The following is a 19,786-nucleotide window of genomic DNA, read 5'->3' as shown; positions in this document are numbered from 1 at the left end:
AACGGGCCTGCCTCGCAGGCCCATCGCGCACAGGGTGCGCTCCTACAGGGAGATGTTTTGTTATTCGATGTACGCGCCGTAGCCGCGCAGGCGCTTGTAGCGCAGGTCCATCAGATCCTTGACCGGCAGGGCTTCCAGCTCGTCGAGCTGGTTGAGCAGGACGGCCTTCAGGCGCACTGCCATCGAATGCGGGTTGCGATGGGCGCCGCCCAGCGGCTCGCGCACGACCTTGTCGACCAGGCCCAGCTCGAGCAGGCGCGGGGCAGTGAGGCCCAGGGCCTCGGCCGCGTCGCGGGCCTTCTCGGCGCTCTTCCACAGGATGGACGCGCAGCCTTCCGGCGAGATCACCGAGTACGTGGAGTACTGCAGCATGACCGTGCGGTCGCCCACGCCGATGGCCAGCGCGCCGCCGGAGCCGCCTTCACCGATCACGGTGCAGATGATGGGCGTCTTCAGGTCGGCCATTTCCAGCAGGTTGCGGGCGATGGCTTCGGACTGGCCGCGCTCTTCGGCGCCGACGCCGGGGTAGGCGCCCGGGGTGTCGATAAGGGTGATCAGGGGCAGGCCGAAACGCTCGGCCATCTTCATCAGGCGCAGTGCCTTGCGGTAACCCTCCGGACGCGGCATGCCGAAGTTGCGGCGTACCTTGCCCTTGGTATCGCGGGCCTTCTGGTGGCCGATGATCATCACCGAGCGACCATTGATGCGGCCCAGGCCACCGACGATGGCGGCATCGTCCGCATAGGCGCGATCGCCCGCCAGCTCGTGGAACTCGTCGCACATCACGCTGATGTAATCGAGCGTGTACGGACGGCCCGGATGGCGCGACAGCTGAGTCACCTGCCACGGCGTGAGGTTGCGGAAGATCTCGTTGGTCTTGAGCTTCAGCTTCTCGCGCAGGCGGGCGACTTCTTCGTCGATGTTGAACGCCTGCCCGTGACTGGCATGGCGAAGCTCTTCAATCTTCGCGTCCAGCTCGGCGATGGGTTGTTCGAAATCGAGGAAGTTGGGATTCATTCGGTGCAGTTCATGACACGGAAGCGCGCAAGTATACCGGTCCGCGGAATTTCGCGGGAACGGGGGCGTATGGGGGGTAAGAGCGAAGAAATAGTTAAGAGGAGTGAGAAGTGAGAGACGGCTACCCCCTCTTACTTCTCACTCCTCTTAACTCACTCCTGGCTCTTCACTATCCTCAACTTTGCCGCCTCCACCCCAGGCACCGCCCGAATCGCCCGCAGCAGCTCCGGAATGGCATCCACCCGCCACTCCTCCCCCAGCTCCAGGTCGGCCTGAGCCGTCGCGTTGTGATACCCGTAGAGGATCACGCTCGCGCGCCCACCGCGGTACCCAGCCAACGTCCGCCGCAGGTCCTCGATGAAGGCCGGGTTCACCCCGTTCAGTTTTAAACGCAGCAGGCGGGCGTAGCGGCGGCAGGCGTCGCCGAGGGTGTAGGCGCTGCGGGCGCGCAGGGCGAAGCCGCCGCCGGAGAAATCGTCGATGCGCAGGCCGCCTTCCACCACCAGCATCTCGTCGCGCGTCAGCAGCGGCGCTACCTGCTGGTAGAGCTCGCCGAAGAAGCTCACCTCGATGATGCCGGTGCCGTCTTCCAGCCGCACGAAGGCATCGCTATCGCCGCGCTTGCGGATGGCGGTGACCATGCCGGCGACCGTCCACGGCGTATCCGGGCCGCGGCGGAAGCGGTTGTCGCCGTCGTCGTTCTTGCGTGGCTTGGGCGGCTGGTAGCGATCGCCAATCTCGCCCAGCGGGCAAGTCGAGAGCTGAGCCAGTTCATCCTTCCATGGATCGGTGGGATGGCCAGAAAGGTAATGGCCGAGCGTGTCGCGCTCGCCCTGCAGCAATTGTTCCAGCGGCCATTCGGGCACGGTGGGCAGATCCACCTGCACGACAGGGGCAACGCTGCCCATCATCGCGCCGAACATATCGTTCTGGCCGCTCTGCCGATCGCGCAGATGCTGCTCGGCGACCTTCATCGCGTTCGGCAGCTGCGCCATCAGGCTGGCGCGATTTTCTGCCAGCGCATCGAGCGAGCCGGACAGGATCAGCGCTTCGAGCACGCGACGATTGAGCTTGGTCGAGTCCACGCGACGGCAGAAGTCGGGCAGGTCCTTGTACGGGCCGTTGCGCTTGCGTTCGTCCGCGATCGCTTCGCATGCGCCTTGGCCGACGCCCTTGATCGCGCCCAGGCCGTAGCGGATGGTGCGCGCGCCCTGGCGACCGGTCGACGACGAACCGTCCGCTTCCACCGCCACGAACATGAACTCGGACGCGTTGACGTCCGGCGGCAGCACCTTCAGGCCGATCGCCTTGGACTCGTCGATGAAGGTGACGGCCTTGTCGGTGTTGTCCATGTCCGACGAAATCGTCGCGGCCATGAACTCGGCCGGGTAGTGCGCCTTCAGCCAAGCGGTTTGGTACGAAACCAGCGCATAGGCCGCGGCGTGCGACTTGTTGAAGCCGTAGCCGGCGAACTTTTCCATCAAGTCGAAGATGGCGTCGGCCTTGTCGCCGGTGAGTCCGTCCTTGGCGGCGCCCTCGCGGAACTTGGCGCGTTCCTTCGCCATTTCCTCGAGCTTCTTCTTGCCCATCGCGCGGCGCAGCAGGTCGGCGCCGCCGAGCGAATAACCGCCCACGATCTGCGCCATCTGCATCACCTGCTCCTGATAGACCATGATGCCGTAGGTCTCTTTCAGGATCGGCTCGACGCGCGGGTCGGGATAGATCACATCCTCGCGGCCGTGCTTGCGCGCCACGAAGCTGGGAATCAGGTCCATCGGGCCGGGGCGATACAAGGCCACCAGCGCGATGATGTCTTCGAAGCGGTCGGGCTTGGCATCCTTGAGCATGCGCTGCATGCCGGAGGATTCGAGCTGGAACACCGCCACCGTCTGCGCTTTTTTCAGCAGGTCGTAGGTAGGCGCGTCGGTGAGCGGCAGCGCGGCGATATCCAGCGGCGCTTCGCCGCAAGTTTCACGGCGCAGATTGATCGCCTTCACCGCCCAGTCGATGATGGTCAGCGTGCGCAGGCCGAGGAAGTCGAACTTGACCAGGCCGACCGCTTCGACGTCGTCCTTGTCGTATTGAGTCACCACGCCGGCGCCGCCCGGTTCGCAGTACAGCGGTGCGAACTCGGTCAGCGGCTTGGGACCGATCACCACGCCGCCGGCGTGCTTGCCGACGTTGCGGGTGAGGCTTTCCAGGCTCAGCGCCAGGTCGATCAGGGTGCGCGCTTCTTCGTCCTGCTCGTAGAGTTCGCAGAACTCCTTGACGATGCGGTCGGGTTCTTTCTTGGCTTTTTCCGAGCGGCCCAGCGCGCATTGCAGGGTGAGGTCGAGCGGGCGCGCCGGGATCAGCTTGGCGATACGGTCGACGGCGTTGTAGCCCATGCCGAGCACGCGGCCGGAGTCGCGCAGCACGGCCTTGGCCGCCATCGAACCGTAGGTGATGATCTGGCTGACGTGGTCGCGGCCGTATTTGCGCGCGACGTAGTCGATCACCTCGTCGCGGCGATCCATGCAGAAGTCGATGTCGAAGTCGGGCATCGACACGCGTTCGGGATTGAGGAATCGCTCGAACAGCAGGTCGAACTGGATCGGATCCAGATCGGTGATCTTCAGTACCCAGGCCACCAGCGAGCCCGCGCCCGAACCGCGGCCCGGTCCGACCGGAATGCCGTTCTGCTTACCCCAGTTGATGAAGTCCGCCACGATCAGGAAGTAGCCGGGGAAGCCCATCTTGATGATGACGTCCAGCTCGCGTTCCAGTCGCGTTTCGTATTCCTCGCGCGTGCGGCCTGGCGCGACGCCGGCGAACTCGAGACGCTCGCGCAGACCCTCGCGCGAGATTTCGCGGATATAGCTGGCCAGGTCGTGGCCTTCGGGCACCGGGAAATCGGGCAGGTAGTAGGTGCCGAAATCCAGTTCCAGCGAGCAGCGCTTGGCCAGCTCGATGGTGTTTTCCAGCGCCTCGGGAAGGTCGGCGAACAGCGCCTCCATTTCTTCCGGCGATTTCAGGTACTGCTGGTTGCTGTAGTCGCGTGGGCGCTTGGGGTCGGCCAGCACGCGCCCCTGGTTGATGCATACGCGCGCTTCGTGCGATTCGAAATTGTCCGCCTTGAGGAAGCGCACGTCGTTGCTGGCGATCACCGGCAGGTCGAGTTCGCTGGCCAGGGCGAGGGCGGCAGCGTTCCAGTTTTCCTCGCCGTCGCGACCGGTGCGGGTCAGCTCGAGATACAGGCGATCGGCCATCTGCTGGGCGAACGGCCGCAGGCGGGTTGCCGCGTTGCTCACGCCCTGGTTGACGGCGATGCGTCCGGCTTCGCTTTCGCGGCCGAGCAGGGCGATCAGGCCACGCGTCGCATCCGCGGTCAGCCAGCTCGCATCGACCAGCGCGCGCCCGCTGTGCTGGCCGTCGCGCCACGCGCGCGACACCAGGCGTGACAGATTGAGGTAACCCTCGCGATCCTGGCAGACCACGGTGAGGCGCCAGGGACGCGGATCGTCCGGCGCGCTCACCCACAGGTCGCAGCCACCGATCGGCTTGATGCCGGCGGCGCTGCACGCCTTGTAGAACTTCACCAGCGCGAACATGTTGCTGTCGTCGGTCAGCGCGACGGCCGGGATGCCCAGGCGCACGCAGGCTTCGACCAGTCCCTTGATGCGGACAGTCGAGTCGACCAGCGAATATTCGCTGTGCAAGTGAAGGTGAGCGAAGCGGACGGACATGGCGCACGCGCGAGATGGATGTTCAGCCTAACGGTGCGGCAGGGGACGGGCAAGATTGACATTGCCGCCTCCAAGGCTTTCCCCGGTGCCATCAGGATCGAGCCGGACCTATGGCGGTTGCAGGGAGGGGCCGGGACTGGCATGGTCGAACGCTTTATCCACCTGCACGGCGGCCCGAGGCTTGCCGGGGAAGCACCGATGTCACTGATCCGATCGTTGTTCACCGCCAAACCCATCGAGGCATCGCTGACCGCCAGCGACAACCTGCGGCGCACGCTGGGCCTGAAGGATCTGATCGTGCTGGGTGTGGGTGCGGTGATCGGCGCAGGCATCTTCGTGATCACCGGGCAGGCGGCGGCTGAGCATGCCGGTCCGGCCCTGACGATCTCCTTCGTGCTGGCCGGCCTGGCCGCCGCGCTGGCGGCGCTGAGCTACGCGGAGTTCGCCGCCATGCTGCCGGTCTCCGGCAGTGCCTATGTTTACGCGTATGCCACCTTCGGCGAGCTGCTGGCCTGGTTCATTGGCTGGAACGTGGTGGCCGAATACCTGCTGGCGGTGTCGTCGGTGGCGGTGGGCTGGTCCGGCTACGGGGTGGGCCTGCTGCACAGCATGGGCATCGATGTCCCCAGCGTGCTGGCCAATGCGCCACTGGCTTTCCGCGACGGCCATTTCGTGGTGACCGGGGCCTGGATCAACCTGCCGGCGCTGCTGGTGGTGGCCGCCATCACGGCGCTGCTCTACACCGGCACACGGCAATCGACCTTGTTCGCCAGCGTGGTGGTGGTGGTCAAGGTGTTGGTGGTGATCCTGTTCGTGGTGTTCGGCCTGCAATACATCGACACCTCGCTGTGGCACCCCTATGTGCCGGCCAACCAGGGCGGGGATCACTACGGCTGGAGCGGCGTGTTCCGCGCGGCGACCAGCGTGTTCTACGCCTACATCGGCTTCGACGCGGTGGCCACGGCGGCGCAGGAAACGCGCAATCCGCAGCAGAACGTGCCCGCCGGCATCCTGATTTCGCTGGCCGTGTGCACCGTGCTCTACATCATCGTGGCGGCGGTGCTCACGGGACTGGTGCCGTTCGCCCAGCTCGCCACCGCCGAGCCGGTGGCGACCGCGCTGGCGGCGCATCCGCAGCTCGCCTGGCTCAAGCTGCTCACGCAGGTGGGCGCGGTGGCCGGCCTGACCTCGGTGATCCTGGTTATGCACCTGGGCCTGGCGCGCATCCTCTACAGCATGGCCGGCGATGGTCTGTTGCCGCGCATGTTCGGCGCCGTGCACGAGCGCTTCCAGACGCCGCATCGCACGACCGTACTGGTCGGCCTGGTTGGCGGCGTGCTGGCGGCGGTGTTTCCGTTGAGCCTGCTCGGCGACCTGCTCTCGATGGGCACGCTGCTGGCCTTCGCCACGGTATGCGTCGGCGTGCTGGTCCTGCGTCACACGCGCCCGGAGTTGCCGCGCGGATTCCGCGTGCCGGCCGCCGTCGTGGTGTGCCCGCTGGGCGTGGCCGTGTGCCTGTTCCTGCTCGCCCAGATGAATACCGGCAACTGGATGCTGCTGGCCGGCTGGACGGCGCTGGGCATGCTGATCTACGTGGGCTACGGCTATCGGCACAGCCTGCTGCGGGCGCGCGACTGATCGCTCGCTACTGCACCAAGGCGACGATGGCGCTCCATCGTCGCCTGCCCGGACCATTCACCAGATGTGAAAACGTTCGCTGGCGTCGTAACGGTCGAGGTAGTGTTCCAGTCCCTCCACCCTCAGCGGATGGCGGTCGTAGTCGACGTGACGGTATTCGGCCTCGGCGATCGCATTCATCTCTTCAAGGCTGAGTTGCGAGCGTGGTGTGAGGTTGGGGCTGATGTCAGGCTCGTTGGGGCGGCGGATGGTGCTCATGACACAACTCCTGCGGTCGAATGCGCGCTTGGAGCTTGAGTGCCATGCGGCTGGGGAGACCGCATGGGCCAGCGTCCCTGCTAACTGGAGACACCGCACCGCGTGAAATGTTCAGCGGGTGAGGGAGCAGGCGGTGACTCGTCTTCCTTATCCATTCGGATGCAGCGGCGGCAAAAAAGGTTGCCTTGTTGTGCCATCCCATGCCGGGCGCTGTTCCAGGATTTGAGCCTAGCCTAGCGCTGTTGCGAGCCGATGACGTGGGTCATTGGGCATGCATTATCTGGTGCTGTTTGGCCTCGTCGATGCATCTTGAGACGCGGCCCACGCAACGTGAGTTGGACGTCCATTCCGTTTGGATCGTTCTAGAACAGCACGCCCTGGTCCACCAGGATCTTCACCGGCGCAAAGCTGCGTCGATGATGCGGGCACGGCCCCAGCCGCTGCAGCGCGGCCAGGTGTGCTGGCGTGCCGTAACCCTTGTGCTCGGCGAAGCCGTAGCCGGGATGCTGGCGATCGAGTTCCACCATCCAGCGGTCGCGGGTGACCTTGGCCAGGATGGACGCGGCACTGATGGCAGGTTCCAGCGCGTCGCCGCCGATGATGGCGCGTCCTGCGCAGGGCAGATCGCGCGGCAATGCATTGCCGTCGATCCAGGCTTCGTGCGCGCTGGGCGTGAGCCCCGCCAGGGCGCGGCACATGCCCGTCATGGTGGCCTGGAAGATGTTGATGCGGTCGATCTCGTCGGACATCACCATCACGATGCTGTAGCTCAGCGCGCGCTCGACGATTTTCTCGTACAGCGCTTCGCGCTTGGCATGCGTGAGCTTCTTGGAATCGTCCAGGCCGCGGATGCGCGGCTTGGACGGATCGAGGATCACTGCCGCCACCGCGACCGGACCGGCCAGTGGCCCGCGGCCAGCTTCGTCGACACCGGCAACAAAGCGCACGAGGGCATCGGCGGCGGGCGCCTCACGACGCGTCCTGGCCTTTGCTTCAGGCATGATGCGCCTCGATCAGTTCGGCGACCGCGTCGGCTGCCAGATCACCGGCATGGCCTTGCAGATCGCCGCGCAAGGCGAGATGCAATTGTTCGAATGCGGCGACGATGGCGCCGCGCCGCTCGCTGTCGTGGAACAGCGCCAGCGTGGCATCGGCCAGCTTATCGGCGGTGAAATCGTCCTGCATCAGTTCGGGCACCAGCACCACGTCGTCGCCCATGCCGCTGGCGCGGGCCAGGATATTGGGCAGCGAATAGACGTCCGTCTTGAGCATGTTCAGTGCGCGCGCAATGCGATAGCTCACCGGCGATACGCGGTAACCCACCACCATCGGACGCTTGGCCAACATGGCCTCCAGCGTGGCGGTGCCCGAGGCCAGCATCACCACGTCGGCGGCGAGCATGGCTTCATGCGCGTGACCGTCGATCAGTTGCGGCGCGCTTTCGTCGTCGGCATGGCCAATGATCTGCTTGAGGCTGGCGTGCACGCGCTCGTTTGCCGCCGGCACGATGATGCGCAGGCCCGGCATCTGCGCGGCGACCTTGCGCGCGGCCTCGATGAACGCGCTGCCCAATTGCTTGATCTCGGAACCGCGACTGCCCGGCAGCACGGCGAGCACCGGGACGCTGAGCTGAATGCCGAGAAAATCGCGCGCGCCGATGCGATCGGAGACCAGCGCAAAACGATCGGCCAGCGGGTGGCCGACGAAGCGTGCGTCGACGCCGTGGCGCGCATAGATCGCCGGTTCCATCGGGAACAGGCACAGCACCCGGTTGGCACTGCGGCCGATCTTCTCCGTGCGCTTCTCGCGCCAGGCCCAGACAGAGGGGCTGACGTAATGCACAGTGCGCAGGCCGGCTTCGCGCAGGCGTTTTTCGACGCCAAGATTGAAGTCGGGCGCATCAATGCCGACCACCACATCGGGTCGCGCGGCGATGATGCGCGCCACCAGTTCCTTGCGCAGCTTCAGCAGCCGGGGCAGGTGCGAGACGACCTCGGCGAAGCCGAACAGCGACAACTCCCGGATGTCGTACCAGGAGTCGAAACCGGTGGCCTGCATGCGCGCGCCGCCGATGCCGACGAAGCGCGCCTCCGGATAGCGGCGGCGCAGCGCGGCGATCAGGTCGGCGCCCAGCTGATCGCCGGAATCTTCGCCGGCGATGATGGCGATGGTGGGCGCGCGTCGGGTCACCTGGTTTTCAAGCATGTCGCGACACCCTTAAAGCCAGAGCCCGTGCCTGATGGGTTGATATGAGCGAAGCTCATATCAACGTGCCAACGAACGCTCGCTGCGATCAAGGAACTCGAGCATGGCGCGCACGTCGTCGCTGTCGTTGGCCTGCGTGCTCAGCTGCTCGCGCGCGTCGGCCAGGGTCAGGCCGGCCATGTACAGCGTGCGGTAGGCGCGCTTGATGGCGGAGATGCGCGTGGTGTCGAAACCGCGACGCTTGAGGCCTTCGCTGTTGATGCCGCGCGGACGTCCGCGTTGCTCGTTGGCCATCATCACGAACGGCGGCACATCCGAGCCCAGCAGGCAGCCCATGCCGATGAAGGCATGCGCGCCGATCTTGCAGAACTGGTGCGCGCCCGAGAATCCGGCCATCACCACCCAGTCGCCCACTTCCACATGGCCGGCAAGGGCGGAGTAGTTGGAGAACACCGTGTTGTTGCCGATCTGGCAATCGTGCGCGATGTGGACGTAGGCAAGGATCCAGTTGTCGTTGCCGATGCGCGTGGCGCCGCCGCCATCGCTGGTGCCACGGTTGATGGTGACGAACTCGCGGATCAGGTTGCGGTCGCCGATGATCAGCTCGGTGGGCTCGCCCTTGAACTTCTTGTCCTGCGGCGCGCCACCCAGCGAGGCGAACTGGCTGATCTGGTTCTCGCGGCCGATGCGGGTGGGACCTTCGATCACCACGTGCGGGCCAACCACGGTGCCTTCACCGATATGCACATCGGCGCCGATCACGCTGTACGCACCGATGCTGACGTCGTTCGCAATGACGGCCGAAGGATCGATCTGCGCGGTGGCATGGATCATTTGTCGGACCTCGCGGCGCACATCAGCTCGCAGCTCGCCACTTCCTTGCCGTTGACGATGGTGCGTGCCTCGAACAGGCCCATGCTGCGCAGCAGGCGCTTGAGCTCCACTTCAAGACGCAGCTGATCGCCCGGTACCACCGGCGCGTTGAAGCGCGCGTTGTCCACCTTGGCCAGGTAGAACAGCGGGCTGCCCGTGGTGCCCTTGAGGCGGCTGGAGATCTGCGTGAGCAGACCGGCGGCCTGGGCCATGGCTTCCACGATCAGCACGCCGGGCATCACCGGATGACCCGGGAAGTGGCCCTGGAAGAACGGCTCGTTGATCGTCACGTTCTTGATCGCCACGGCGCTCTTGTCCGGCACCAGCTCGATCACGCGGTCGACCAGCAGGAACGGATAGCGGTGCGGCAGCAGCTGCTGGATTTGTTCCACGTTCACGGGAAGGTGGAAAGGCACGGTCAGGTCACTCATTGTTGCTGTCCTTCTCCAGCGCCGAAAGGCGGCGCACGTATTCATCGAGATGCTTGAATCGGGCTGCGTTGCGCCGCCATTGGCGGTTTTCCTGCAGTGGGACGCCCGAGGAGTATTCACCGGGCTCGCGTATGGAGTGCGTGACCAGGCTCTTGGCGGTAATGGTAACCCGGTCGGCGACTTCCAGATGGCCCAGCACGCCGGCATTGCCGCCGATCATGCAGTAGCGGCCGATCTTGGCGCTGCCGGCCACGGCCGCACAGCCCGCCAAAGCGGTGTGCGCGCCGATATAGACGTTGTGGGCGATCTGGATCTGGTTGTCCAGGCGCACGTCTTCCTCGAGCACGGTGTCGTCCAGCGCGCCGCGATCGATGGTGGTGTTGGCGCCGATTTCGCAGTCGTCGCCGATGCGCACGCCGCCCAGCTGCGGCAGCTTGATCCAGTGGTCGCGGTCGAAGGCGAGGCCGAAGCCGTCCGAACCGATCACCGCGCCCGGATGGACCAGCACGCGCTTGCCCAGCGTCACGCGGATCACCAGGGTCACGCGGGCGACCAGACGACACTGGGCGCCGACGGTGCATTCGGGGCCGATGATGCAATGCGGGCCGAGGATCGCGCCGTCTTCCACCACCGCGCCGTCCTCGATCACGCAGCCCGGACCGATGCTGGCGGTCGGCGCCACGCGTGCGGTCGGCGCCACCACGGCGGTCGGGTGGACGCCCTGCGGCGAGGCAGGCAGGCGTTCGAACAGGGCGGCGATCTTGGCGTAGGCCACATAGGGATCACGCGCCACCAGGGCGATCACCGGGCTGTCGGCCACGTTTTCCTCGCGCATCACCACCACGCCGGCGCGGGTGGCCGTCAGCTGGGAGGCGTACTTGCTGTTGGAGAGGAAGCTCAGCTGGCTCGGACCGGCACCGGCCAGGGTGCCCACGCCGTCGATGATGCGCGAGCCGTCGCCGTGGCAGACCAGGCCGAAACGCTCGGCCAGCTCGGAGACGGTGGTTTGGAAAATGCTCATGTCAGCTCCCTGCAATCGGGCCATTGTAGGGCTCCCCGCCGGGGCATCAAAACTGCCCGCCGCGACGTTGTCGTCACATCGGCGATGGTCGCCACAAAAAAGAAGGCGCGGCATGGCCGCGCCTTCTGCTGTTTCAACCTTGAGACGGTCAGCTGATCAGAACTGGCTGCCGAAGGTGAACTGGATGCGCTCCTCGTAGTGACCATCATCCTGCTGGGTGCGCAGCGGCACGGCAAAGTTGATGATCAGCGGGCCGATCGGCGCCTGCCAGTGCAGCGACAGGCCGGTCGAGACGCGCAGCGTCTTGGCCGTGAAGCTCTGGTAATCCTGGTAGGCGTTACCCACGTCCACGAACCACGACACGCGGGCCGTGTTGATGTCCTTGAGGAACGGCAGCGGCAGGTACAGCTCGGCCGTGCCCAGCACCTTGAACGCACCACCCAGCGGCTGCGCGTAGCTGTACACGCTGCCCTGGCAGGTGCCGTTCGGCAGCGGGGTGATCGGCACCTGCTTGCCGGTGACCGGATCGGCAACGGTGCCCACGCAGACGCGAGGACCCAGGGTGTTGTCCTGGAAGCCGCGAACGTCGCGCACACCGCCTGAGTAGAAGTTTTCCCAGAACGGAAAGGTGACCTTCTCGCCGGCCGTGTAGGTGGTGCCGCCATCGTTGTCGAAGGTCTGGCCGTAGGTCTTGCCGTAACCGACCTGACCGTCCACATAGAGCACGAAGCCCTTGCCGATCGGCCAGTAATGGTTCGCCTCACCCATGATCTTGTAGTACTGCACGGTGGAGCCGGGCAGGGCGATATCGGTCGACAGCGAGATCAGGCCGCCGCGGGTCGGCGCCCAGTAACCGTTGCGCGTGTCGTGGTTCCAGCCCAGCGTGGCATCCCACGTATGGATGGTCTGGTGGCCCAGCGCGTTCTGGTAATCGATCAGCACCTGCGGCGAGTAGTTCGCCGTCTGCGTGACGGTGTTGCCGTTCTCATCCACCGTGAGGTACTGGTAGCTGAGGTTGATCTTGTTGCTGCTGAGGCCCAGGCCCGCACGGATGTTGTCCGTTTCGGAAATCGGGAAGCTCAGGAAGCTGGAGAACGACTTCATCGAACTTTCGTAGTTCACGAAGTCGCTGTTCGTATCGCCGTAGTTGCTCTTGGTGTAACCGGCGTTGTAGCCGATACCCACGCCGCTATCGGTGAGGTACGGGTTGAAGTAGCTGGCGTTGATGCTGGTGGAGTAGTCGCTGCGCGATGCGCCCACGGTGAAGCTGTCACCGGTGCCCATGAAGTTGTTCTGCGACACCGACGCGGACAGGATGATGCCCGAGTACTGCGAATAGCCCACGCCGAACATCAGGCTGCCGGCGGACTGTTCTTCCACCTTCACGGTCAGGTCGACCTGGTCTTCGGTGCCCGGCACCAGCGCCTTGTCGATGTTGACGGTCTTGAAATAGCCCAGGCGCTGCAGGCGGATCTTGGAGCGGTCGATCGCCGGCTGCGAGAACCAGCTGCCTTCCAGCTGGCGCATTTCGCGGCGCATCACGTCGTCTTCGGTGCGGGTATTGCCCTGGAAGATCACGCGGCGCACGTACACGCGCTTGCCCGGCTCGATGTAGAGCGTGAGGTCGACGGTGCGCTTGTCCTTGTCCAGCTTCGGCACCGGCGTCACCTTGGCGAACGCATAACCGATGCTGGCCAGGATGGTCTTGATCGCATTGGTGCTCGCCTCGATCGCCTTGCGATTGAAGGTGTCGCCCTTGTGCACGTACACCAGCTGGTGCAGCGAGTCCTCGGGGAGGATCAGCTCACCGAGCAGATGCACTTCGGAGATGGTGTAGATGTCGCCTTCCTTGACGCTGGCGGCGATGTACATCGAGCGCTTGTCCGGCGCGATGGTCACCTGCGTGGAGTCGACGCCGAAGTCGGCGTAGCCGCGGTCCATGTAGTAGGACTGCAGCTTTTCCAGGTCGCCGGAAAGCTTTTCGCGCGAGTACTGGTCGTCCTTCGAATACCACGACAGCATGTTGGACGTGCTCGACTCGAAACCCTTGCGGATTTCCTTGTCGGTGAACGCCTTGTTGCCGACGATGTTGATTTCCTTGATCTTCGCGACCTTGCCTTCGCGAATTTCAATATCGACGGCCACGCGGTTGCGATCGAGGTTGGTCACGTGCGGATCGACCGACACGTTGTACTTGCCGCGGTTGTAGTACTGGCGAACCAGTTCCTGCTGCACGCGATCGAGCGACAGGCGGTCGAAGGTCTCGCCTTCGGACAGGCCGATTTCCTTCAGGCCCTTGCGCAGATCTTCTTCTTTGATGTCCTTGTTGCCGCGCAGGGTGAGCTTGGCGATCGAGGGACGTTCGACCACCTTGATGACCATGATGTCGCCTTCGCGATCGATTTCGACATCGCTGAAGAACTTGGTCTGGTACAGGGCACGGATGGCGCGCTGGGCGGCATCGTTGGTCAGGCGGTCGCCACGGTTGACCGGCAGGTAGTTGAGTACCGTACCGGCGGAAATGCGGCTGAGGCCATCGATACGGATATCGGAAACGACGAAGGGCTCGAAAGCGAGTGCATTGGCGGATAGTGAGGCAAGCAGGATCAGGGCGGCGATACGCTTCATCGTCGATTCCGTTGGTTTATTCCGATGAGGCGGCTGTTGAGGCCGCCCCGATCAATACGTGAAGCCAGGACAAGCCCAGCCTTGAAAGGGTGCTTGCATCTTCCCCAGATGCACCGGGTAAACCACCGCCATGTATCCGTCGCAAGCGCGTGTTCGCGCACGCTGCGGATACACCTGTCCCTCGGACGAAAGCGCGACTTTCGGCAAAGCCGCTACGCGTCACGAGGGCAGGAAGCGATGGATGTCGTTGTAGAAAGCCAATCCCATTAACGTGAACAACATGACCAGGCCGACATACTGACCTGCCATCATCGCACGTTCGCTGACGGGACTGCCTTTGACCAACTCAATAAGGTAATACAGCAGCCAACCACCGTCCAAGACCGGTATCGGCATGAGGTTGAGGATCGCAAGACTTAGCGACACCATGGCCAGGAAGCTGAAGAACCAGCCGATCCCCATGCTCGCCGAAGCGTTGGCCACCTGGGCGATGCCGATGACGCCGGAGAGGTTCTTGGTCGATGCCTGTCCGGTCAGCATCTTGCCGATCATGTTGAAGGTGTTGGTGGTACTGATCCAGGTGCTTTCCAGCGAAGCCTGCATCGCCTTGACCGGCCCATAGCGCACCAGCGCCTGTTCGGGCTGGGGCGGCCGGATGCCGATCAGCCACTGCTTGGGGCGGCCCTCTTCGGACTTCCAGGCGGCGGTGACGGTCAGGCTCATCGGCTGGCCGGCGCGCTCGATGCCGATGACGAAGCGGGGCGACTTGGGCGCGTCGCGCTTCACCTGTTGGGCGAAGTCGTCGAAGTCGGCCACGGGCTTGCCGTTGACGCTGACCAGCTTGTCGCCGCCCTGCATGCCGGCCTGCTGCGCGGGATCGCCCGGCGTCACCGTGGCGGCAATCGCCGGCAGGGGCGCGAGCTTCATGCCGAGCTTGTCGAAATACTGGTCGATCGGCTGGCCCGCGGGAAGCTGCTGCAAGGGCAGGGTCAGCAAGCGTTCGCCGCCATCGGTGCCGCGCACGCGCAGCGCGGTCGGTTCGCGGCCCAGCATCGCGTTGGCGATGGCGTCCATGGAGTCACTCCAGGTCGCCATCTCGTGCCCATCGACACTGAGGATGCGATCACCGGTACGCACGCCCGCCTCGGCGGCGATGCTCTGGGGCGCGGCGGTGATGACCGGGGCAACGTCCGGCTTGCCCACCAGGAACATCAGCCAGAACGCGAACAGGGTGAAGATCAGATTGAAGCCCGGGCCGGCGGCCACGATCGCGATGCGCTGCCATACCGGCTTGGCGGTGAATTCCTGGCCGGCGAGCGCGGGATCGACTTCGCCTTCGCGGGCGTCGAGCATCTTCACGTAGCCGCCCAGGGGGATCATGGCAACCTGGTACTCGGTGCCGTCCTTGCCGATGCGCTTCCAGATCGCCTTGCCGAAGCCCACGGAAAAACGCAGCACCTTGACGCCGCAACGTCGTGCTACCCAGTAGTGTCCAAATTCGTGAAAGGTCACCAGCACGCCTAGCGTGACAAGCAACCAAAACACTGAGCCAAATACACTATTCATCGGTGAGAGCTTATCAGGCTTGTCAGCAAGCGTTGCGAAGGATGCGACGGGCGGCCTCGCGGGCCGTGCGGTCGCGTTCATTCAGGGTCTGGACATCGACCACAGCTTGCGGCGGCAGTTCCGTAAGTACGCTCTCAACGAGATCGGCGATGCCCAGGAAGGGCAGTGCGCCGGCCAGGAAGGCGTCGACGGCGACCTCGTTGGCGGCGTTGAGAATGGCCGTGGCATCGCCCCCCGCCCGCAGCGCCTGGAAGGCCAGCGCTAGGCAGCGAAAGGTCGCCAGATCGGGCTGCTGGAACGTCAGCGGGGCGCAGGCGGCCAGGTCCAATGGCGCCACGCCTGCTTCGATGCGCGCCGGCCACGCCAGCGCGTGGGCGATCGCCGTGCGCATGTCCGGATTGCCCAGCTGGGCGAGCACCGAACCGTCGACGTAGTCGACCATCGAATGCACCAGGCTTTGCGGGTGCACCAGCACGTCGATCACGTCGGGGGCGGCGCCAAACAGATGGTGCGCCTCGATGACTTCCAGACCCTTGTTCATCAGGGTGGCCGAATCCACCGAAATCTTGCGGCCCATCACCCAGTTGGGGTGCTTGCAGGCCTGCTCCGGGGTGACGCCGGCCAGTTCGGCGCGGGTGCGACCACGGAACGGGCCGCCGGAGGCGGTCAGGATGAGACGGCGCACGCCGCTGGCGGCCAGGTTGGGACGGCCGCCCGGCAGGCACTGGAAGATCGCGTTGTGTTCCGAATCGACCGGAATCAAGTCGCCGCCGCCTACCGCCAGCGCGTCCAGCAGCAGCGCGCCGGCCATCACGATGGATTCCTTGTTGGCCAGCAGCAACCGCTTGCCGGTACGTGCGGCGGCCAGCGTGGAGTCCAGCCCGGCGGCGCCGACGATGGCCGCCACCACGGTATCGCACAGGTCGCCCGAGACGGCCTGGGTGACGGCGTCATGGCCGCTGGCGACGTCGCAACGCACGCCGGCCGCGGCCAGTCGGCGAACCAGCTCGGCTTCGAGCGTCGGGTCGGCGATGACGGCAAGGTCCGGACGGAAACGAACGCACAGCTCGGCCAGCGCAGCGACATTGCTGTGTGCGGCAAGCACGGTGGCGCGAAAGCGGTCGGGATGGCGGGCGATCACATCCAGCGTGCTGCCACCGATCGAGCCGGTCGCACCCAGTACCGCCACTTTGCGCAAGCTATGACTCATAGACCCAGCAAAAGCATGCCGGCGGCAAACACCGGCATGGCGGCGAACACGCTGTCCAGGCGATCAAGCAAGCCGCCATGGCCAGGGAACAGGTTGCCCGAATCCTTCACGGCGGCATGGCGCTTCATCAGGCTCTCGAACAGGTCGCCCACGATCGAGACCACCACGACGAACACCGACAACACCAGCAGGCCGATCAGCTTGCCGCCGCTGACGCCAAGCAGCGAACCGCCCACGCCGGCAACGATGGCGCCGGCCACGAAGGCGCCGTAGACACCCGCCCAGGTCTTGCCCGGGCTGATGGTGGGGGCGAGCTTGCGACGACCGAACTGGCGACCGCTGAAGTATGCGCCGATGTCGGCGGCCCAGACGATCAGCAGGGCGAGCATGGTCCACCAGTTGCCGCGCTCGGAGACGCCATGGATGGTTACCACGGCAATCCACGCCGGGACAATCACGAGCATGCCCGCGCCCAGCTTGATCAGGCAGTTTTCGCGGGTGGGCGCCGCGCCAAAGGCGAAGTGGCGCAGCCACTGGCCCACCACGATCCACCAGCTCACGCCGATGCCGATGATCACCGGCCAGGCGATGCCGCTGCGTGCATACCAGCACAGCGCGAAGATCGCGGCGGTGAGCACGAGCAGGGCGGCGCGCGGGGCGGTTTCCTTCAGGCCCGACAGCCGGGTCCATTCCCACATCGCGGCAAGAAAGGCGATCGCGACGATGGCCGCAAACAGGCCCGTGGGCGCCAGCAGGATCAGCGCGATCACCAGCGGGGCGAGCAGCAGTGCGGTCAAGGTGCGCTGGAGCAGCATGGATGTCCTTACGCCTGTTTGGCGACTTGGTCGCCGGTCTTGCCGAAACGGCGTTCGCGGCGTGCGTAATCGGCGATGGCGCTCTTCAAGCAAGCCTCGTCGAAGTCGGGCCACAGGGTATCGGTAAAGTGCAGCTCCGCGTAGGCAAGCTGCCACAAAAGAAAATTGCTGACGCGGCACTCGCCGCCGGTCCGGATGAACAGATCCAGCGGCGGCAGTTCGGCGAGGCACATGTGCTGGCCCAGTGCGGCTTCGTCGATGTCCTCGGCGCGCAGCTCGCCGCGCGCCACTGCTTCGGCGGCCTTGCGCGCGGCCTGCACGATGTCCCAGCGACCGCCGTAGCTCACCGCGATATTCAGATGCAGCGCATCGTTGCCGGCGGTGCGCGCCATCGCGGCCAGCATGCGCTGGCGCAGGCCGGCTTCGAAACTGTCCAGGTCACCGACGAAGCGAATACGCACGCCGTTGCCGTGCAGTTCGTCCACTTCCTTGTCCAGCGCGCGCACGAACAATTCCATCAGCGCGCCGACTTCATCCTGCGGGCGCTGCCAGTTCTCGCTGGAAAACGCGAACAGCGTAAGTACCTTGACGCCCTGGCGCAGGCAGCTTTCGACCACGTTGCGCACGGCCTTGCGTCCGGCGTTGTGGCCGAACGTGCGCGGCCGGTGGCGCAGTTTCGCCCAGCGGCCGTTTCCATCCATCACGATGGCGACGTGGCGCGGTGTCCGCGCGGGATCGGCGCTGGTCATGGGCAGGCGCTCGGAGCGATGGCGCTTAGAGCGCCATCAGCTCCTCTTCCTTGTTCTTGACGACGCCGTCGACGTCTTTGACGAAGCGATCGGTGAGCTTCTGGATTTCGTCTTCCGCCTTGCGCTCGTCGTCTTCCGTGATCAGCTTTTCCTTGAGCAGATCCTTGACCTGCTGCATGGCGTCGCGGCGCACGTTGCGGATGGCGATCTTGGCGTCTTCGCCTTCATGCGCCACGTGCTTGGCCAGCTCGCGGCGACGCTCTTCGGTGAGCGGCGGCATATTGAGGCGGATGGTCAGGCCGGAGGTGTTCGGCGTGATGCCGACGTCCGAGGCCATGATGGCTTTTTCGATCGGGCCGACCAGGGTCTTTTCGAACGGCGTGATGATGATGGAGCGCGAATCGCCCAGTGCGACCGTGGCCACCTGGTTCAGCGGCATGTCCGAGCCGTAGTACGGCACCTTGATGCCGTCCACCAGGGCGGTGCTCGCACGACCGGTGCGCAGGCGCAGCAGGTTGTGCTTGAGTGAGTCGATGCTCTTGCCCATGCGGGTCTGGGCATCGTTCTTGATGTCGTTAAGCATGGGAAACCCCTCAAACCGTGCAAGCCCGCGAGTATAGCAGGGGGGAGAGAGGCGGGAACGAGGGAGGAGGAGTGAGTAGCGAGAGCGCCAGGGCCAGCTACCGTGGCGAACTCCGAGTCAGCGACAACACCGTGCTCCGCCGTATTTGTCGCGCAACTGAAAATCACCCCAGATTGACGGTTTTGGCCCTCTCTCTCCTCACTTCTCTTCCCTCACTTCTCGCTACTCGCTAGTCGTCCGACACCAGCGTGCCGATCGCCTCGCCCTTCATGATGCGCATGAGGTTGCCGGGCACCGTCATGTCATAGATGCGCAGCGGCATGCCGTGGTCGCGGCACAGCGCGATGGCGGCGGTATCCATCACGGCCAGCTTGCCTTCGATCACCTGGTCGTAGGTGAGCGTGTCGTAGCGCGTGGCGTCCTTGTGGCGGGCCGGATCGGCGGTGTAGACGCCATCCACCTTAGTGGCCTTCAGCAGCAGGTCGGCGCCCACTTCCACGGCGCGCAGCGCGGCGGCCGAGTCGGTGGTGAAGAACGGATTGCCGGTACCGGCCGCGAACAGCACGATGCGGCCCTTTTCGATATGGCGGATCGCGCGGCGGCGGATGAAGTCTTCGGACACATCGTGGATCTGGATCGCGCTCATCACGCGGGCAAAGCCGCCGCGACGCTCGATCGCGTCCTGCATGGCCAGTGCGTTCATCACCGTGGCCAGCATGCCCATGTGGTCGCCGGTGACGCGGTCCATGCCGGCCGCTGCCAGGCCCGCGCCGCGGAAGATGTTGCCGCCACCGATGACCACGCCGATCTGGATGCCGGCCTTCTGGACTTCGATGATTTCGTCGGCGAGGCGGCCGATCACTTTCGGGTCGATGCCGTAGTCGGCCTCGCCCATGAGGGCTTCACCGGAGAGTTTGAGCAGGATGCGGCGGTAATTAAGCGGTGCGCTCATGGGATCTCCGGATTGTGTGGGCAAAACGCGCGTATTGTAACGGCAGTGACGCGACCGGGTAAGGGTTACGTGCCGTCACGGGGGAAGAAAAGCTGACATCACCGTGGGGGGGGGG

The 19,786-nt window shown here is 65.0% G+C and carries 16 protein-coding genes; 1 reads left to right on the top strand and 15 read right to left on the bottom strand.

Annotation, left to right across the window (positions count from 1 at the left end; genetic code table 11):
- Positions 1–60: 60 nt before the first annotated feature.
- Positions 61–1,017, bottom strand: a complete 957-nt coding sequence (locus Y882_RS15595; protein WP_046972875.1) for an acetyl-CoA carboxylase carboxyltransferase subunit alpha — start codon at positions 1,015–1,017, stop codon at positions 61–63.
- Positions 1,018–1,169: 152 nt separating this feature from the next.
- Complete coding sequence (dnaE, locus tag Y882_RS15590; RefSeq protein WP_046972874.1) at positions 1,170–4,742, bottom strand: DNA polymerase III subunit alpha; 3,573 nt, start codon at positions 4,740–4,742, stop codon at positions 1,170–1,172.
- A gap of 198 nt (positions 4,743–4,940) precedes the next feature.
- On the opposite strand from dnaE, the gene Y882_RS15585 reads away from it, so the two are divergent.
- Positions 4,941–6,380, top strand: a complete 1,440-nt coding sequence (locus tag Y882_RS15585) for an amino acid permease (RefSeq protein WP_052950058.1) — start codon at positions 4,941–4,943, stop codon at positions 6,378–6,380.
- A 57-nt stretch (positions 6,381–6,437) separates the two neighbouring features.
- Here Y882_RS15585 and Y882_RS15580 read toward each other — a convergent pair whose 3' ends face one another.
- The 13 genes from Y882_RS15580 to pyrH all read right to left on the bottom strand — a co-directional run bounded on the left by Y882_RS15580 (position 6,438) and on the right by pyrH (position 19,671).
- Positions 6,438–6,638: a hypothetical protein gene (locus tag Y882_RS15580; RefSeq protein WP_046972873.1), complete on the bottom strand. Its 201-nt coding sequence runs from the start codon at positions 6,636–6,638 to the stop codon at positions 6,438–6,440.
- A gap of 362 nt (positions 6,639–7,000) precedes the next feature.
- Positions 7,001–7,639: a ribonuclease HII gene (locus Y882_RS15575; RefSeq protein WP_046972872.1), complete on the bottom strand. Its 639-nt coding sequence runs from the start codon at positions 7,637–7,639 to the stop codon at positions 7,001–7,003.
- Positions 7,632–8,843: a lipid-A-disaccharide synthase gene (lpxB, locus tag Y882_RS15570; RefSeq protein ID WP_046972871.1), complete on the bottom strand. Its 1,212-nt coding sequence runs from the start codon at positions 8,841–8,843 to the stop codon at positions 7,632–7,634. The genes Y882_RS15575 and lpxB overlap by 8 nt, the downstream gene beginning before the upstream one ends.
- 60 nt (positions 8,844–8,903) lie before the next feature.
- Complete coding sequence (gene lpxA / locus Y882_RS15565; protein ID WP_046972870.1) at positions 8,904–9,677, bottom strand: acyl-ACP--UDP-N-acetylglucosamine O-acyltransferase; 774 nt, start codon at positions 9,675–9,677, stop codon at positions 8,904–8,906.
- Positions 9,674–10,147 (bottom strand): 3-hydroxyacyl-ACP dehydratase FabZ, encoded by a 474-nt coding sequence (gene fabZ, locus Y882_RS15560; RefSeq protein WP_046972869.1) that lies wholly within the window; start codon positions 10,145–10,147, stop codon positions 9,674–9,676. The genes lpxA and fabZ overlap by 4 nt, the downstream gene beginning before the upstream one ends.
- Positions 10,140–11,168 carry a UDP-3-O-(3-hydroxymyristoyl)glucosamine N-acyltransferase gene (gene lpxD / locus Y882_RS15555; protein WP_046972868.1) on the bottom strand — a complete coding sequence of 343 codons (1,029 nt, stop codon included), beginning with the start codon at positions 11,166–11,168 and terminating at the stop codon, positions 10,140–10,142. Before lpxD ends, fabZ begins: the two co-directional genes overlap by 8 nt.
- 156 nt (positions 11,169–11,324) lie before the next feature.
- Entirely contained in the window at positions 11,325–13,796 is a 2,472-nt protein-coding gene (bamA, locus tag Y882_RS15550) for an outer membrane protein assembly factor BamA (protein ID WP_046972867.1), read from the bottom strand.
- Between the two features lie 219 nt (positions 13,797–14,015).
- Positions 14,016–15,362 (bottom strand): RIP metalloprotease RseP, encoded by a 1,347-nt coding sequence (gene rseP, locus Y882_RS15545; protein ID WP_046972866.1) that lies wholly within the window; start codon positions 15,360–15,362, stop codon positions 14,016–14,018.
- Positions 15,363–15,384: 22 nt separating this feature from the next.
- Positions 15,385–16,572 carry a 1-deoxy-D-xylulose-5-phosphate reductoisomerase gene (locus Y882_RS15540; RefSeq protein ID WP_425479475.1) on the bottom strand — a complete coding sequence of 396 codons (1,188 nt, stop codon included), beginning with the start codon at positions 16,570–16,572 and terminating at the stop codon, positions 15,385–15,387.
- Positions 16,569–17,387, bottom strand: coding sequence for a phosphatidate cytidylyltransferase (locus Y882_RS15535; protein WP_046972864.1), 819 nt, complete (start codon positions 17,385–17,387; stop codon positions 16,569–16,571). The genes Y882_RS15540 and Y882_RS15535 overlap by 4 nt, the downstream gene beginning before the upstream one ends.
- An 8-nt stretch (positions 17,388–17,395) precedes the next feature.
- Complete coding sequence (uppS, locus tag Y882_RS15530) at positions 17,396–18,136, bottom strand: polyprenyl diphosphate synthase (RefSeq protein ID WP_046972863.1); 741 nt, start codon at positions 18,134–18,136, stop codon at positions 17,396–17,398.
- Between the two features lie 25 nt (positions 18,137–18,161).
- The gene (frr, locus tag Y882_RS15525; protein WP_046972862.1) at positions 18,162–18,719 is read right to left on the bottom strand and encodes a ribosome recycling factor; all 558 of its coding nucleotides are present in this window, start codon (positions 18,717–18,719) and stop codon (positions 18,162–18,164) included.
- Between the two features lie 229 nt (positions 18,720–18,948).
- On the bottom strand, positions 18,949–19,671 hold the full coding sequence (gene pyrH, locus Y882_RS15520; protein ID WP_046972861.1) for a UMP kinase: 723 nt from the start codon (positions 19,669–19,671) through the stop codon (positions 18,949–18,951).
- Between the last annotated feature and the right edge of the window lie 115 nt (positions 19,672–19,786).

The sequence above is a fragment of the Dyella japonica DSM 16301 genome, from assembly GCF_001010355.1.
Lineage (GTDB): Bacteria > Pseudomonadota > Gammaproteobacteria > Xanthomonadales > Rhodanobacteraceae > Dyella > Dyella japonica.
The sequence above is the reverse complement of the archived record's forward strand: the minus strand, read 5'-3'. Positions and strand labels throughout refer to the sequence as shown.